The organism is Spongiibacter sp. (genome assembly GCF_984394615.1).
In genome coordinates, this window is the sequence record NZ_CFHTQA010000013.1 from 45,410 (window position 1) to 61,353 (window position 15,944).

Here is a 15,944-nt window from a genome sequence, read left to right on the forward strand (position 1 = left end):
TGGATTATTTTGTTTCAAACATATTGTGGGTAAAGCTGAGCGTGGCCGGAATGGGCGCATTGATGGTTTCCATAATGCGCTCGTACTCGGTTCGATAGATTTTCCAATCGCCATTTTCCAACCGGTAGTGGTCGGTGTAGATGGCCGTGCCGAACAGCATCCAGTTTTGCTCTTTATTGAAAACCAGATCCTGCAGATACCACTTGCCGGTAGCTTCGGTGTCACTCAGCAGCTCAATTTCGGGGTGATGACCGTTGTGCATGGTGATGACGGAGGGCGAATCCATGTGGCCGCGCAGGCCGTCGATCAGCGCTTTGCGATTGTCATAGCTGTATTTGCCACCGTCATAGCGAGCGACTACATCCTCACTCAGGGTGCTTTCCAGCAGATCCCAGTCGTGGGTATCGACTGCGCGCAGGTAGACATATTTGAGGCGTTTGATAGCTTCGATCAGCAACAACTGATCAGCAGACGTTAAAGTCATGAGTTCGGATTCCTGTCTTAGTGTTGTTATAAACAGTGAGCACGTTCTGTACATCTGACGCCGATTGTAGGGGCATGTTTGGGTTTTCAACATGCTCTGTATGGGTGAAGTAAGGGCGAGTTCAGGCGTTGCTATTTTTTCCGCGACGTGTCCTCGTGAGCAATGTCCGGAAAGCATCGCTATGCGTCACTGCCATTTGTTAAGCTAGTCGCCGTTTTTCGGTTTGAAAGGAGTGCCGCCGCGCATGCGCATTATTACCGCCAACACCAACGGGATTCGGGCCGCCGCCCGCAAGGGGTTTTTCGAATGGCTGGCGACTCAGGACGCGGATGTAGTGTGTATTCAGGAAACCAAGGCCCAACGGGATCAGCTCGACGACCCGCAGTTTCATCCTGAGGGCTACAGTGTGATGTACAGCGATGCCGAGAAAAAAGGCTACAGCGGCACCGCCATGTACTGCAAAACGCCACCGAAGCAGTTCGTAACCGCCTTGGGCTGGGACCCTGCAGACAGCGAAGGGCGATACATCCGTGCAGACTACGACAACATCAGCGTGATTTCTCTGTATATGCCGTCGGGCTCCAGCAGTGACGCCGCGCAAGCCAAGAAAGACGATTTTCTTGAGCGTATCTATCCCCACTTTGTAGAGCTGAAAGAGCAGGGGCGGGAACTGATTATTTGCGCTGACTGGAATATCTGCCACAAGGAAATCGATCTGAAGAACTGGAAACCCAACCAGAAAAACTCGGGTTTTCTGCCCCATGAGCGCGCCTGGCTCGACAAACTTTACGACGAGGCAGGCTTTGTTGATGCGTTTCGCGAGATCAATAAAGAGGCGGTTTATACCTGGTGGAGCAACCGCGGGCAGGCCTACGCCAACAATGTGGGATGGCGTTTGGACTACCAGGTGATCACACCGGGGCTGGTGGATAGCATCCGCGATGCCTGGGTATATAACGACGAGCGGTTTTCAGACCACGCGCCCTTTATTATGGATTACGATGGCTCGCTTTGACCCGGTGCCTTGTGTACTATCAGCCTCTTTACAGCGCCGCACTGGCTGGCGCTGAACCCAGTTTCTATTGGTCTTGTTGAAGGAAATACCATGAGCTTTTTTATCTCTCAGGCCCACGCCCAATCTGCCGGTGCCGCCGGTGCGCCTCCGGGTGGCGAGCTGTTCCAGATCGGTTTTCTGGTACTGATGTTCGGCCTGTTCTATTTCATTGCCATTCGTCCCCAGCGCAAGCGCCAAAAAGAGCATGCTGCCATGGTCGCCGCGCTGGCCAAGGGCGATGAAGTGGTGACGTCGGCAGGTATTCTCGGCAAAGTCATCAAACTGGACGACGACTACGTTGTTCTTCAGGTGGCCGACAACACCGAGCTGAAGTTCCAGCGTGTTGCGGTACACGCGGTACTGCCGAAAGGCACGCTGAAAGCGATATAAGTCACAACGGGACGCCACGGCGTCCCGTTTTTATTTCTGCCTGTTCCTTTTTTCTACTTCGCCATAGGTCTCGGTCATGACTTCCCCCGTCAACGCCCGTCCCCCGCGTCGCCACCTTGCTCAACTGCCTACGCCCTTACAACCCCTCGACCGCTTACAGCAGCGCTACCCAGACGGCCCCCGAATTTGGGTGAAGCGCGACGACCTTACCGGCTGCGCGCTGTCGGGCAATAAAATCCGCAAACTGGAGTTCAGCCTGGCTCAGGCGCTGGAAGAGGGCTGCGACACGGTGATCACCTGTGGTGGCTTGCAATCCAATCACTGCCGCGCCACCGCCTTGCTCTGTGCGCAGTTGGGGCTGAAATGCCACTTGCTGCTGCGCGGAGAGCATCGCCCCCCAGCCGATGGCAATCTGCTGCTGGACCAGTTGGCCGGTGCGGAAATTTCGGTTTATCCGGCGCCGCAGTTTACGCGCGAATTGACCACCCTTTTTGAACACTGGGAGCAGCATTATGCGGCGCAGGGGCGTCGTGCTTTTGTGATTCCCACCGGCGCGTCAGATGGCATTGGGGTCTGGGGGTATTTTCAGGCCAGCGAAGAGCTGGCAGCAGACTGTCGTCGTGTGGGGATTTCCCCCCGGCATATCTTGTGTGCCACGGGCTCGGGCGGTACTCAGGCTGGATTGAGTGTGGGGGCACATTATCACCTGCCGGAAGCGGCGGTGTGGGGCGTAAATGTTTGCGACGACGAACGCTGGTTTTTGAATAAAGTGGCCCGAGACCTGCATGAGTGGCGACAGCGTTATGCACTGGATACCGATGTCGATGCGGTAGACGTGAGGGTTATCGACGGTTACGTCGGGCCTGGCTATGCCCGCGCTGACGAGGAGATATATCGCAGCATTGCCGAGCTGGCGGCCTGTGAAGGGCTGGTATTGGACCCGGTCTACACGGGCAAGGCTTTCCATGCCTTGCTGACCGAGCGTAAGGCTGGGCGATTTGGTGCCGATGGCGACATGGTGTTTGTGCACACCGGCGGTCTTTTTGGGGTCTTTCCCCACCGCGAACACTTTTCTTTTCTTGATCATTAACAACGCTTGATCATCAACAACAACGGTAAGGCGACAAAATGGACACACTCAGTACCGCAATAGGCTACGTCAACGGTCTCGTTTGGGGCTGGCCGATGCTGGTGCTGATTCTCGGTACGGGCGCGTATCTGATGCTGGGGCTGCGTCTGATGCCGCTGCGGCATATTCCCGCCGCGTTCGGGCTGCTGCTCAGTCGCAGCAGTGCAGAGCGAGGCAAGGGGGAGATCAGTGCCTTCCAGGCATTGATGACTTCACTCTCTGCCACCATCGGCACCGGGAACATCGCCGGTGTGGCGACCGCGATCGCGCTGGGTGGCCCCGGTGCGCTGTTCTGGATGTGGTGTACGGCGCTGGTTGGTATGGCGACCAAATATGCCGAGGCGGTCTGTGCGGTGGAGTTCCGCGAGCGCGACAGCGAAGGCAATTTCAGCGGCGGACCGATGTATTACATCCGCAATGGTCTCGGGCCGCGCTGGCGATGGTTGGCAGGGACGTTTGCGTTTTTCGGCATCTTCGCCGGATTTGGTATTGGCAATACCGTTCAGGCCAATTCGGTTGCGGACGCTTTGCAAAGCACGTTTTCGGTTCCCATGTGGCTGACGGGCACGGCGTTAGCCGTTTGCGTGGCACTGGTCGTGTTGGGCGGCGTGAAACGGATTGCCAGTGTGGCCGGTGTGCTGGTGCCGTTTATGGCGATCAGTTACATGGTATTGGGGCTGATTATTCTGGGGATGCACCTCGATCGCATCCCCGAGATGCTGATGCTGGTGCTCGATTCTGCCTTTGGTGGTGCGGCCGCCGTTGGTGGTTTTGCCGGGGCGGGTGTTGCGGCCGCCATCCGCTACGGGGTGGCTCGGGGCGTGTTTTCCAATGAGGCCGGCTTGGGTAGCGCGCCCATTGCCCATGCGGCGGCGCACACGGATAGCCCTGTACGCCAGGGGCTTATTGCCATGTTGGGGACGTTTATCGACACCTTGCTGGTGTGCAGTGTTACCGGCTTTGTAATTTTACTGTCGGGTCTTTGGCAAACCGGCGAGAGCGGGGCGGCATTGTCAGCGGCGGCTTTTGATCATCTGCTCAGTGGGGGACACTATGTGGTGTCGCTCGGGCTGGTGATCTTCGCGTTTACCACGATTCTCGGATGGGCCTATTACGGCGAGCGCTGTGTCGTGTATTTCTTCGGGACTAAGGCTGTGCTGGTATTCCGACTGGCCTGGGTCGCGGCGATACCGATGGGGGCAATGGCGCAGCTCAACTTTATCTGGCTGTTGGCAGATACCCTCAATGCGATGATGGCGCTGCCTAACCTGATCGCGCTGATTCTGCTCAGCCCGTTGGTGTTTAAACTGACACAGACACGGCTGGCCTCGGCACTGGGCAAGGCGGAATCCGCAGGCAGTTAGGAGACTGCTGTCAGTCCGGGTAATGACGCTCCACGCGATCGCTGATGCCGGTGAACAGCTCGTAGCTGATGGTCTGGCAATGGCTGGCAACTTCGGCGGCCGGAAGGCCGTGTCCCCACAGAAGTACCTCGTCGCCGACCTCAACGTCGGGCAGGGTGCTGACGTCAACGGTCAATAAATCCATCGACACCCGACCTGCCAGCGGCACGCGCTGGCCGCGAATCACCATCGGTGTGCCGTCCTCGGCGTGTCGGGGATAGCCATCGGCATAACCGACGCCCACCGTGGCAATGCGTCGCGGGGAGGGTGCTGTCCAGCGGCGGTTGTAGCCCACGCCGTCACCCGTTTCCACGTCTTTGATCGCAATGATCCGGCTTTTAAACTGCATCACCGCTTGCAACTGCTGGCCACCTTGCAGATAGCCGGTGGGGTCGTCGCCATACAGCATAATACCGGGACGGACCCAGTCGAAGTGACTGTAGGGGTGCGCAATAATCGCCGCCGAATTGGCCATGCTGCGCGGCACCCGACCAAGTTCCGCACTGCTGCTGCACAGTCGCTGGCACTGTTCTGCGGTCACCGGGGTACTAGGTTCATCGGCATCACTGAAGTGACTCATGTGGATAATATCGGCAACCTGAGGGCTGTCGGCCAGCAATCGGTGCGCTTCAACAAACGCCTCATGATTCATGCCGAGTCGGTTCATGCCGATATTGCGCTTCAGCCAAACGTTAATGGCTTGGGGCAGTGGGGTTCGGGACAGTTGACGGGCATCGTCCAGCCGGTGGATGACCAGGTCCAATCGCAGTTCTGAGCAGCGCTCCAGCAGGGGCCGGTCGATCAGGGTGCCCAGCAACAGCAGGCGGGCCTCTGGCTGGCTGGCCCTCAGTGACTCTGCCTCGCAGAGACGGGCCAGGCCATAGCCGTCAGCGAGGGCGCTGATATTGGCGGCCACCCAGTCGGCACCGTGTCCGTAGCCATTGGCTTTCAGCATGGCTAAGATACGGGCCGACGGCGCCCTTTGTTTGACTACCGAGATATTGTGACGCAGGGCCGTCACGTCAAATTCCAGCCAGCTTGTATTACGCAAGGTTTGCCAGTGCTCCACTGCCACGATAAGAGAGACCGCCACGCGGTCGATGAGGTTGCCAAGTTTACCGCTGTGGGGCGATGCCTGTCAGTCCTTGTGCTGCTGTTACTGCCGATTTCTCCCGCCTTGGCCGCGGATCTGGTCGAGACCTGTCCGCCACGTTTCTCTCCGCCGTCTTACAGCGACAAGCTGCTTATTGACCCGGCGCATTGGCAGGCCATGCAGCAGCTGCGGGACCGCTCACGCCAATGTCCACAGCTTGCCGCCGATTTCGCGCAGGCGTATTTCTGGGGCGGCGCGGACTGGTCGGCTGACTTTGTCGAGACGCAACGGTATGCCGCGCTTGCCAATGTGGCGCCGTCGCAGAAATGGCAATTACGCTTGATCAATGCCGGCTTTGTATTACTCGGTCGGCAGCACGGGGATGTGGACGCAGCTATCGCGGTGTTTCAGCGGGAGCTGGCGACTGAGAAAATGCTGCGCAGGCAGCGCGCCTGGGCGGTATTGAATCAACTTGCTGCTCGAGGGGATGTGCGCCAATCCAGAGACCATTATGCCTTGCAGTTACCGGATGGCAGCCTGCTTGCCAGCGACAAAAAGGGCAATATCCAACGGCTAGTAAGCAGGGCTTATGGCAGGGGTTATGGCAAGGTTCAGCAGCCTCCGCCAGCCGTATTCTACCCACGGAGCCAAGAGGCGTCGTTTGCCCTCCGAGCTTGGCAGGCGCCAGTGGGGCACTTGATCATCGGGCAGTTGTACAGTTATTACGATGGCCGCCAGAGTGGGCAATGTACGGCTACTGCGCTCAGCGATCGCTGGCTAATCACCGCGGCGCATTGCCTTTACCCGCCAGAGGCCGATGCGCCCCTTGCCGATGTTCTGCGATTCTTCCCTAAAAACGGCAATGACGCGGCGCAGGCATTTCGCGTCGAGCAGCTATGGATGCTGCAGAATAACCACCGCCAGCTACTGAACGGCGATATTGCAGCCTATGCAGGCAGTGATCTGGCGCTGCTGAGATTGGACGCTGCCCTTCCGGGTGAGGTGGTTGGCCCGACTCTGGGTTCCAGTCGTGACTCCTCGCTGCTGTACAGCTATGCCTTCGCTGAAAACACGCCCGATAGTAGTTTGTGGCTAAGTGTTTGCCTCCCAGAAAGGAAAGAAACTGTCAGCATCTCAAGCAGTGACAAGGTACGAATGGGACTGTTGTCACTGGATTGCGACAGCCAGCCAGGACAGAGTGGGGCTCTGCTGTGGCAGCCCGGGGAGCCGCTGAACGGGGTGGCGATTCTCTCGGCAAATCTTACTCAAGCGCATGAAAAGCGCGCCATTGCGGCGAGCTTTTCGGCACCGCTACTGGCAGATATTCAGCGCATATTGCGCAACGAAAAGCCCCGAGCTGTGCACTGGCGCCATGTTCAGCGGTAGTACCCCGGTGCAGCGGTGATGTATATTACAGCTCTTGCCACAAGGGGATGCTGATGCCCAAGGGATTTGAAGACAAGCTGGTCGTTGCTATTTCGTCGCGGGCGCTGTTTAACCTCGACGACAGCCATCAGGTCTTTGAAAATGAGGGCTTGGATGCCTATCAGCAATATCAGATCGAGCATGAAGACCAGATATTGGAGAAGGGCGAGGCCTTCAATATTGTCGAGCGTCTGTTACAGCTCAATGACGTGCTGGATAAAGCCCGCGTTGAAGTGATTCTGTTGTCCCGCAACTCTGCCGATACCGGACTACGGGTATTTAATTCCATCGAGCATTACGACCTGGATATTCGCCGTGCCGCGTTCAGTGGCGGCGAAAGCCCCTATAAGTATGTTGCTGCATTTGGCTGCCACCTGTTCCTTTCAACGAACGCTGAAGATGTCCGTCGGGCGCTGGATAATGGTGTGGCGGCCGCCACCTTGATGCCGCGTACCCGCAAGGCCGACCAGACGCCGCGACGCGAGCTGCGCTTTGCGTTTGACGGTGATGCCGTCCTGTTTTCCGACGAGGCCGAGCAGGTCTTCAAGCGCCAGGGACTGGAAGCCTTTACCGCCAGCGAGGTAGCGGCCGCTGACCAGCCGTTGAGTGGCGGGCCGTTCAAGCCTTTCCTGTCGGCGCTGTATACCTTGCAACGCGAGTTGCCCGCCGATGCGCCACCAATTCGCACCGCGCTGGTCACCGCCCGCTCGGCCCCCGCACACAAGCGGGTAATTCGCACCCTGCGGGAATGGAATATTCGTATCGATGAATCGCTGTTTCTCGGTGGTTTGGAGAAAGGCGAGTTTTTGCGCGCCTATGGCGCAGATGTGTTCTTTGACGATCAGCATAGTCACTGTGAATCGGCGAGCGAGCACGTGCCCGCGGGTCACGTTCCCCACGGCATTGCCAATCACCGTGATGACGACTGATACTGGTCGCGATCAGTGTTGTTTTACTGGAGCCAATAACAATGAAATTGCAGCAGTTGCGGTATATCTGGGAAGTCGCCCACCACGATATGAACGTCTCGGCAACTGCACAGAGCCTGTTTACCTCGCAACCCGGTATCAGTAAGCAGATTCGCATGCTCGAAGACGAGTTGGGGGTGGAGATCTTTGCCCGCAATGGCAAACACCTGACGCGGATTACTCCCGCCGGGGAGGCAATACTCAAGGAGGCCGGGGAAATCCTCCACAAGGCCGAGGGCATTAAGAGTATTGCCCAGGAATTTCGCAATCCCAGCAAAGGCAGCCTGTCCATTGCGACCACGCATACCCAGGCGCGTTACGCCTTGCCGCCGGTTATCAAAGCATTTATCGAACGCTATCCGGATGTGTCGCTGCACATGCATCAGGGTACGCCCATGCAGATCTCCGAGCTGGCGGCGAACTTCGGGGTGGATTTTGCTATCGCCACCGAAGCGCTGGAGCTGTTTTCTGACCTGATAATGATGCCCTGTTATCGCTGGAACCGGACCATTCTGGTGCCGCGGGACCATCCGCTGGCGGCGGTTTCCCGTCTGAGTGTGGAAGATGTGGCCGCGCATCCCATCGTCACGTATGTGTTTGGTTTTACCGGGCGCTCGAAACTCGACGAGGCATTCAGTGAGCGTGGTCTCGAGCCCAAGGTGGTGTTTACCGCAACCGATGCCGATGTCATTAAAACCTATGTGCGGCTGGGCCTTGGGATTGGCATCGTGGCTCAGATGGCTTACGACCCGGTTGCCGACAGCGATCTGGTCGCACTGGACGCCAGCCATTTATTTGAACCGAGCGTGACCAAGGTCGGCTTCCGGCGCGGGACGTATATGCGCAAGTTCATGTATGACTTCGTTGAGTTGTTCGCGCCACACCTGACGAGAGAGCTCGTCGATCAGGCTTATCAGTGCCACAGCAAACAGGAGCTGGACGAATTGTTTGCGCCGATCGAACTGCCGACCTACTGATACCCTGGCCCCGCAATTGCTTTATCCCCGCTGAGCCGTTAGATTGACCGCCTTTTTTGACCTTAGGAGACTGTAGCCGTGGAAATCGCATGCCTTGACCTTGAAGGTGTACTGATTCCGGAAATCTGGATCGACTTTGCCGAACGCACCGGAATTGAAGCCTTGAAGGCCACCACTCGCGACATTCCGGACTACGATGTGCTCATGCAGCAGCGCCTGCGTCTGCTCGACGAGAACGGACTGGGCCTGCCAGATATTCAGGAAGTGATTGCCGACATGCGGCCGATGGACGGAGCGCGGGAGTTTCTAGACTGGCTGCGCGCGCGTTTCCAGGTGGTGATTCTTTCCGACACCTTCTACGAATTTGCTGCGCCGCTGATGGCGCAACTGGGCTGGCCAACGCTGCTGTGCCACAAGTTGGAAACCGATAATCTGGGCAAGGTGGTGGATTACAAAATCCGCCAGGTAAACCCCAAGCGCCAATCGGTACTGGCTCTGAAAACCCTGTACTACCGCATCATTGCGGCGGGGGATTCCTACAATGACACGACAATGCTGGCCGAAGCCGACGCCGGTATTCTGTTCAAGGCTCCCAGCAATGTGATCGAGGAATTTCCGCAATTCCCTGCGGTTCACGATTACGAGGCACTGAAACTGGAGTTCATCAAGGCCTCCAATCGCAACCTCAGTCTCTAATCCGAGACCGACTCGGCAAGCGTTGTCATCAGCTTGCCGAGTTTCTCCTCTGTTTCACGAAACTCCTCATCGGCGACTGAGTCCGCCACGATCCCGCCACCGGCCCAGCCGCGTATTTCACCGTTTTGGCAGACAAAACTGCGAATCAGAATATTGCTGTCCATGCGCCCATCACTGCCCAAATAAAACAGGCTTCCGCAGTACAGCGAGCGTCGGCTGGGCTCCAGTTCCGCGATAATCTCCATCGCCCGGCGTTTGGGAGCACCGGTGATTGAGCCGCCGGGAAAACAGTCCAGCAGGGCCTGCAAGGGGCTGCGCGAGGGCATTAGCTCGCCGGAAATGGTGCTGACCAAGTGGTGAACGGTGCGGAAGCTCTGCAGCTCAAGGAGTGCGTCAACGTTCACGCTGCCTGCGATACAGTTACGCCCGAGGTCATTGCGCAGCAGGTCGACAATCATCACGTTTTCAGCCCGGTTCTTTTCACTGCTCTGAAGCGCGTCAGCCAGTTGTCGATCTTCCCGCGTATTGTCAGAACGCCGGGCTGTTCCCTTAATAGGCTGGGTGTGAAGTCGCCCGTCTTCCGCGCAGATGAAGCGTTCGGGTGAGAGGGACAGCAATTGCCCGGCGCCGAAATCCCAGTAGGCCGAGAACGGCGCGGCGGCAGTGTTGCGTAACTGGCGATACGCGCCCAGTGGTGATCCCTGATAACGGGCATTGAACTGCCGGGTGAGGTTGATCTGGTAACAATCACCCGCCCGAATGTAGTCCTGTACCGCATTGAAAGCCTCGAGATAGGCGGGCCAGTCCAGTGAGCTGGCAAACGGCTCGGTCAGCGCGAAACTGGGGAGTTTATTGTCAGAGCAACTCCCGTTGCGGAGGCGGTCGGGCCAGGCACTGCGGCTGCCGGCTTGCACGACGAGTTCACATTTCTGATGTTGATGATCGACAACGATGACCCAGTCATAAATGCCGGTAAACCAGCTGGGCAGTGTGTCGCCAGTCTTCCGCGCGAGCAGATGCTGCTCCCCCAGCTCGTAGCTGATATAACCGATGGCGCCGCCACAGAAGGGTAGCTCGGGGTCATGTTCAAAGTCGGTGATCGCGGCCTCTATGGCCTGCCGTTGCCTGTCGATTTGTGTGGCCACCGGCGTTGCGTCGTCAGGCGTGAAGGCAAAGCACTGAGCCGGGTCTGCACAAATCAGGCTGTAGCGTCCGCGCTCACTGTCGGGTTTGCCGGAATCCAGCAATAGGGGGCAGGGGGCCTCCGTCAGCCAGGTGAGATAATGACTGCTGTCATGGAAGTAGGGCAGCGGGCTGCGGCAAAGGCCGGACATGGCGTTGGAAAAGCTCCCTGAAGGGCTTTGACAGGGGGGCGATTGTACGCGCTAGGCCTATGAAAAATCTAGTATTTTGGTCATTCCAAGTGATCGATATGGTCACCCCTTCAGATTGACAGCCGCAGCGCCCTAAAGTAAGGTTAGCCGCCGCTTTGAGAAAGCTTTCAAGCCGTCAATGCAACACATACAGAACGGCAAGGCTTCTCAATCATCCGTCGCTTACATGCCTTCTGGCTTACTCCGAACAGTCTGGTTACGGCCAGTGCTGAGGACAGCTTCAGTCTGCATGTGGGTCTCGGAAACAAAAAATGACATTTGGGACTGACAGGCATGAGCAAAAAAGAGCATTTGACGCCCTCACTGGAAAATCCATTCGCGCTAAAAGCCGAACTCGAATTTACCGTGCCGGGACAAATTGATTACGAACCTGGCCTCTATGAAGCTGCGCTTCAAGCGGGTCATGATCTTCAGCAACGCCCCCTGAAAGCTGCCGGTATCAAAGCGGTACAAAAACAGCACGAAAAGAAACGCATGACCATCTGGGAGCGTATTCAGGTGCTGGCCGATGCGGGTACCGAGCCCAAGGTGCTGTATCAGAACTGGGGCAAGAATTTGGACGGTGCGTCACTGGTGACCGCCATCGTCAAAGTCAACGGCCGCGATGTGGCCATGTATGGCCATGATTTCACGGTTCGCGCGGGCTCCATGGACGCGACCAATGGCACCAAACTCGCCAACCTGTTCCAGTTGGCTGGCAAACTGGGTATTCCCCTGGTTGGTATGAACGATTCTGCCGGTGCTTACATCCCTGCGGGTGTGGGCGGCCTTGATGGCTACGCCGAGGCCTTTACTGCACTGCGTAAAATCAACGGCGTGGTGCCGTCGATTATGTGCATGTTCGGCTACAACGCCGGTGGTGGTGCTTACCTGCCGCGTCAGGGCTCTTTTGTTATTCAGCCCAACGACACGTTCTTCGGTCTGACCGGACCCGGTGTTGTTAAGTCCGTGCTGGGTGAAGACGTGACGGCTGACGAACTGGGTGGCCCCAGCGTTCACAGCCAGTCTGGCGTCACCGATTTCGTGGTGCCCGATGAAGTGGCGGCGCTGCGCAAGGTCAAAGAGCTGCTGAACTATCTGCCCGATAACTCAGCGTCCAAACCGCCGTTCCAGCCGACCTCAGATCCGCTGACTCGCCGTACCTGGGACGTTGACCTGCTGCTGAAGAAGGCCTTCAACAGCCCCACCGGCTTTAACACGCCGTTCGACATCAGCATCATCATTCAGCAGATGTGTGATCACGGTGACTATTTTGAGATCCAGCCTGAGCGTGCGCGTAACACCATCTGTGCACTGGGTCGTATCGGCGGCAACGTGGTGGGCTTTGTTGCCAACAACTCAGCCGTTTCCTCAGGCCAGATTGATATTGACGCCGCCTACAAGAACGCTCGCTTTATCCGTTTCTGCAACATCTACAATATTCCGGTGATCTTCATGGAAGACACCACCGGCTTCCTGCCCGGTCGCGATCAGGAAACCGGGGGTATTGTGCAAGCGGGTCGCGCCATGCTGGACGCCATCATCGATCTGCGCACACCGCGCTTCCTGGTGATTGTGCGCAACGCCTTCGGTGGCGCTTACGCCTCCTTTAATAACTACCCCACAGGCGCCGATTTTGTCTGCGCACTGCCGACCACCCGCCTGGCGGTAATGGGCCCGGCCGGGGTGGAGTATGTGTATAAAGACGAAGTTCGCAAGATTCGCGGCTCAATCAAATCGCGCATCGCCGAGGCTACACAGCAGAACATTGCTGCGGGCATGAGCGAAGCCGACGCGAGCGCAGCGGCGCAAACCGCGGTTGCCGAGTGGCAGAAGCAGGAAGAAGCGCTGCTGACACAACGCTATGAACGCGAACTGATGAACCCCAACGAAGCATTGAGCCTGGGCTCTATCTCCCAGATCGTCATGCCCTCGGACCTGCGAAAAGTCCTGGGCGAGCAACTGGAATTGCACCTGAAAGGCTACCAGCCTGCGCCGATGAGTGGCGTGCAGCGTGAATTCCACTAAGTGGTGAACCACTGATAAAACGCTCGACAACAACATACAGACGATTCGCTTACGAGGTTATCAACGTGCAAACGAGCAACAATTACTACCTGAACAATCCGCTGATTCACAAAGATCGTCAGCTTGATAAATCATCTTCAGAGTGGGTGAGAAGTTTTTCCTGTAAGGACTTGAAACCCCTAATTATTTGTCGTGGCCCCATCCGTAAAGAGGCGATGGATGCCTTCGACGAAATGGGTATCAACAGCTACGGCATTCTGCTGTCTGAGAAAGACTCTATCACTTACACGAATGCGCTCGCGCCCGAGTTGCGCACCCTGACAGATCCGAACCGCGTTCACCGCGTGCCGGACTACACAGGCGCAACCAAGGAAGAACGTCAAAAGCGTATTCAGCAGATCATTCGCATTGCCCACGACAATGGCTATAACGCCATCTTCGCCGGCTACGGTTTCATGTCGGAAGACGCCGAGATGGTGGAGTCGATGGAAGAGGCCGGTCTGAACTTTATCGGCCCCTGTTCCTTCACCCAGAAAGCCGCTGGCATGAAAGACCAGGCCAAGCGCACTGCACTGGAAACCGGCGTGTCGGTAACCCCCGGTGTGAACAATGCCACCAGCCTGGCGCTGTTTGCCAAATACGGCAAAGACGGTCTGGACAAGTGTGCCAAAGACAATAATCTCGACGTGGACTTTGCGGCCTGCAAAGACGACGAAGAGAAAGCGCTGGCACTGTTGGCCGCCTCTTATGATGCAGGCATCGACATTATCGATGCCGCTGATATCGGCGCTGCACTGCAAGTTGAAGCCAAGCGCATGCTGGCTGAAAAGCCCAATAACCGCTTCCGCCTGAAAGCGATCGCTGGTGGCGGTGGTAAAGGCCAGCGTATTCTGCAGTCCGCCAACTCCTACGACGGCGCGACGCTGGAAGAGAAAGTTGAGAAAGCCGCTGCCAAAGTGCCTTCGCTGGTACTGGAATGTCTGATCGAGCTGAAAACCAATGGTGTGGGCGATAACAAAAACGTCCTCATCGAGATGAATATCGACACTACGCGTCACCAGGAAATTCAGGTGGTGGGTAACGGCGAGTGGTGCATGACCATGGGCGGCCGTGACTGCTCACTGCAAATGCACGAGCAGAAGCTGTTGGAAGTGTCCGTGACCGAGGAAGAGCTGAAAGCCGCGATCACGGTGGCTGAAGACGCGGGCAAGACGGATGAAGCCGGTCAGCTGAAGAAAGACCTGGTCATTCTGCAGCGCATGGAAGAAGAGGGCGCGGTCTTCGGTCAGGCGGTAAAACTGGATTCCGTCGGCACCTTCGAGTGTATCGTTGACGGTGAAGCGCATTACTTCATGGAAATGAATACGCGTATCCAGGTGGAGCACCGCGTTACCGAGCTCTGCTACAAGCTGAAGTTCACCAACCCGGACAATCCCGCCGACTTCTTCATCGCTGAAAGTCTGGTAGAAGTGATGGCCCTGCTGGCCCGTCACGGCAAACGCCTGCCCAAGCCCGAGCGCATTGTTCGCGAGAAGACCTCTGTTGAAGCGCGGATGAACGCCACCAACCAGGCGCTGCAGCCTCACGCGGGCGGCATTATCGAAAACTGGTCCAACGCCATTCCCGGCGAAATTCGTGACGACCAAGGTATTTCGACTCACAACCCCGATACCGATGTGTTCATGAAGTACCATCTGGCTGGGGCCTACGACTCGAATATCGCGCTGTTGCTGACGACCGGTGAAACCCGCCTCGACAGCTATAATCGCATGGCAGAGATCCTGCGTCGCACTGAGCTGCGTGGTAAAGACCTCGCAACCAACCTGGAATTCCATTACGGCCTGGTTCACTGGTTTATTGGTAACGGCATCAACGCGCGCCCGAGCACGCGTTTTATCGTGCCTTACCTGACGGCGGTGGGCTTGCTGAAAGAGCAGGCTAACCAACTGGATCTGGACTACGCCTACGGTCAGATTCGCCAACGCTACCTGGAAGCCAATGCCGAGCAGGCTGCCGAGTGGGCCGCGGTACTGGACGCCAAAAAACTGCTGTTCACCCGTCCGCTGGAGCGCCTGTTCGCAGAGCCGCACTACATGTCTGGCTGGCTGAGCATCAACAAGAAGGCGCTGGTGATTAAAGACGGCAGCATCGAGTGGCTGGAAAACCCGATTCTGCTGCTGGATCGCCTGTACCACTACCTGAACATGGACTTCGAAGTCGGCAAGCCTGCGCGTTACATGATCTGGGATCACGATCACGACATCCTTGACGCTGCCGTTGGCTTCTACAAGTCGCTGGAAGAAAAACTGGGTACGGCAGATTTCACTGCCATCCAGAAGGCGCTGGGCAGCGACGCTGCGCCGGCCGGCTTCAGTGGTGACGAATGGGCCGCAGTACGCAGTGCGCACGCCGGTTATATGGCAGGTACCGAGCTGCTGGCAGTACTGGCGCATATCGCAAGCAGCACGGGCTTCTTCGAGCTGGCTGTGCAGCCTGATTTGAGCATCGAAATTCCCGAGCGTCTCACCGAGGAAAGCCTCCAGAAGCGCATGGCGAAGGTACTGGTACCACCGCCGGTTGCGAAGTCGGACGAGATTCTGGCCGCCAGTGGCGGTATGTTCTATCCGCGTGAAGCGCCGGGCATGGATGTCTTTGTCAATGAAGGCGACCACTTCGAAGCAGGTGATACCCTGTACATCGTTGAAGTCATGAAGATGTTCAACAAAGTGGTTGCGCCGTTTGCCGGCACCATCGAGAAAGTGCTGATTGATGGTGATGGCGTCATCATCAAGAAAGGTCAGCCGCTGTTCAAAGTGAACCCCGATGAGAAAATCGAGGTTGAGACACCTGAACAGATTGCTGCCGCGCGCCGCGCCAGCACCGATGGGTTCCTGGCTGGAATCGCCGGTTAAGACTTGTCCTCG

At 57.2% G+C, this 15,944-nt stretch carries 13 protein-coding genes; 10 read left to right on the plus strand and 3 right to left on the minus strand.

The genetic code is table 11. The annotated features are described in order from the left end of the window. Positions 1 to 4: 4 nt before the first annotated feature. The gene (locus AC5DB9_RS07075) at positions 5 to 484 is read right to left on the minus strand and encodes a nuclear transport factor 2 family protein (RefSeq protein ID WP_022957122.1); all 480 of its coding nucleotides are present in this window, start codon (positions 482 to 484) and stop codon (positions 5 to 7) included. A gap of 244 nt (positions 485 to 728) precedes the next feature. Between AC5DB9_RS07075 and AC5DB9_RS07080 the strand changes: the two genes are divergently transcribed. From AC5DB9_RS07080 to AC5DB9_RS07095, 4 genes are all read left to right on the plus strand, one after another. Further along, positions 729 to 1,499, plus strand: coding sequence for an exodeoxyribonuclease III (locus AC5DB9_RS07080; RefSeq protein ID WP_272991245.1), 771 nt, complete (start codon positions 729 to 731; stop codon positions 1,497 to 1,499). 90 nt (positions 1,500 to 1,589) lie between these two features. Continuing rightward, positions 1,590 to 1,928, plus strand: coding sequence for a preprotein translocase subunit YajC (yajC, locus tag AC5DB9_RS07085; protein ID WP_022957124.1), 339 nt, complete (start codon positions 1,590 to 1,592; stop codon positions 1,926 to 1,928). A 76-nt stretch (positions 1,929 to 2,004) separates the two neighbouring features. Then, a complete protein-coding gene (locus tag AC5DB9_RS07090) occupies positions 2,005 to 3,018 on the plus strand; it encodes a D-cysteine desulfhydrase family protein (RefSeq protein ID WP_272991243.1) in 1,014 nt (337 codons plus the stop codon). A 38-nt stretch (positions 3,019 to 3,056) separates the two neighbouring features. Continuing rightward, a complete protein-coding gene (locus AC5DB9_RS07095; RefSeq protein WP_272991241.1) occupies positions 3,057 to 4,421 on the plus strand; it encodes an alanine/glycine:cation symporter family protein in 1,365 nt (454 codons plus the stop codon). Positions 4,422 to 4,431: 10 nt separating this feature from the next. On the opposite strand, the gene alr is transcribed toward AC5DB9_RS07095, so the two are convergent. Further along, entirely contained in the window at positions 4,432 to 5,511 is a 1,080-nt protein-coding gene (gene alr / locus AC5DB9_RS07100; RefSeq protein ID WP_273009735.1) for an alanine racemase, read from the minus strand. Between the two features lie 9 nt (positions 5,512 to 5,520). Here alr and AC5DB9_RS07105 point away from each other — a divergent pair, with 9 nt between their 5' ends. The 4 genes from AC5DB9_RS07105 to thrH all read left to right on the plus strand — a co-directional run bounded on the left by AC5DB9_RS07105 (position 5,521) and on the right by thrH (position 9,619). Further along, the gene (locus AC5DB9_RS07105) at positions 5,521 to 6,939 is read left to right on the plus strand and encodes a trypsin-like serine peptidase (RefSeq protein WP_273009737.1); all 1,419 of its coding nucleotides are present in this window, start codon (positions 5,521 to 5,523) and stop codon (positions 6,937 to 6,939) included. A gap of 53 nt (positions 6,940 to 6,992) precedes the next feature. Next, positions 6,993 to 7,907, plus strand: coding sequence for a 5'-nucleotidase (locus AC5DB9_RS07110; RefSeq protein ID WP_028968005.1), 915 nt, complete (start codon positions 6,993 to 6,995; stop codon positions 7,905 to 7,907). A 41-nt stretch (positions 7,908 to 7,948) separates the two neighbouring features. Beyond that, positions 7,949 to 8,923, plus strand: coding sequence for an HTH-type transcriptional regulator CysB (cysB, locus tag AC5DB9_RS07115; RefSeq protein WP_022957130.1), 975 nt, complete (start codon positions 7,949 to 7,951; stop codon positions 8,921 to 8,923). A 78-nt stretch (positions 8,924 to 9,001) separates the two neighbouring features. Then, entirely contained in the window at positions 9,002 to 9,619 is a 618-nt protein-coding gene (gene thrH, locus AC5DB9_RS07120) for a bifunctional phosphoserine phosphatase/homoserine phosphotransferase ThrH (protein ID WP_022957131.1), read from the plus strand. Here the strand turns inward: thrH and pabB are convergent. Then, positions 9,616 to 10,953, minus strand: a complete 1,338-nt coding sequence (pabB, locus tag AC5DB9_RS07125) for an aminodeoxychorismate synthase component I (RefSeq protein WP_272993231.1) — start codon at positions 10,951 to 10,953, stop codon at positions 9,616 to 9,618. The genes thrH and pabB overlap by 4 nt on opposite strands. A gap of 333 nt (positions 10,954 to 11,286) precedes the next feature. Here pabB and AC5DB9_RS07130 point away from each other — a divergent pair, with 333 nt between their 5' ends. Together AC5DB9_RS07130 and AC5DB9_RS07135 are read left to right on the plus strand one after the other, a co-directional pair. Next, positions 11,287 to 13,020, plus strand: coding sequence for an acyl-CoA carboxylase subunit beta (locus AC5DB9_RS07130; protein ID WP_022957133.1), 1,734 nt, complete (start codon positions 11,287 to 11,289; stop codon positions 13,018 to 13,020). A 65-nt stretch (positions 13,021 to 13,085) separates the two neighbouring features. Then, positions 13,086 to 15,932 carry an ATP-binding protein gene (locus AC5DB9_RS07135; protein WP_272993226.1) on the plus strand — a complete coding sequence of 949 codons (2,847 nt, stop codon included), beginning with the start codon at positions 13,086 to 13,088 and terminating at the stop codon, positions 15,930 to 15,932. The last annotated feature ends 12 nt before the right edge of the window (positions 15,933 to 15,944 follow it).